We start from the raw sequence: 504 nt of genomic DNA on the forward strand, positions 1-504 counted from the left end.
TCGCAAACTTTTGATGACGTGTGTGGTTTAAAGCTGCTAAGCGTTGACGGTACACAATTTAAAACCCAAGATACGCCGAGTAACCGTCATTTTGGCTATGCTCAATCGACAACGAACTTCCCCTCAGTACTTGCTGTAACCTTGATGTCGACAAGAACGCATTTAATATCCGATGCAGCATTTGGCCCCATTACCCAAAGTGAAATTCATTATGCTCAACAGCTTGTTGGCTCAGCACCTGAACATTCACTAACTCTATTTGATAGAGGTTTCTTTTCGGCTGAACTATTCACGAGCTGGCAAGGTGTTAGCGAAAATCATCATTGGCTTACGCCCATCAAAAGTAAAATGCGCTATGAAATAACGGAATCATTTAGCGATTACGACCACTTAATAACAATGCCTATTTCGCCACAAGCTAAAAAATCAGCCCCTTACCTAGGTGATACATGGCAAGCAAGGCTTATTCAAATTCCGACACCTAAAGGTGAAATAAAAGGGTTC

1 protein-coding gene is annotated in these 504 nt (G+C 41.9%); it reads left to right on the forward strand.

Going from position 1 to position 504, the window contains the following annotated elements; translation table 11 throughout:
* Positions 1-504: transposase (locus tag I6E74_RS14295; protein ID WP_197126773.1), on the forward strand; the 504-nt coding region annotated here is incomplete at both ends.

Source organism: Salinibacterium sp. SWN139, from assembly GCF_015864625.1.
GTDB lineage: Bacteria > Actinomycetota > Actinomycetes > Actinomycetales > Microbacteriaceae > Rhodoglobus.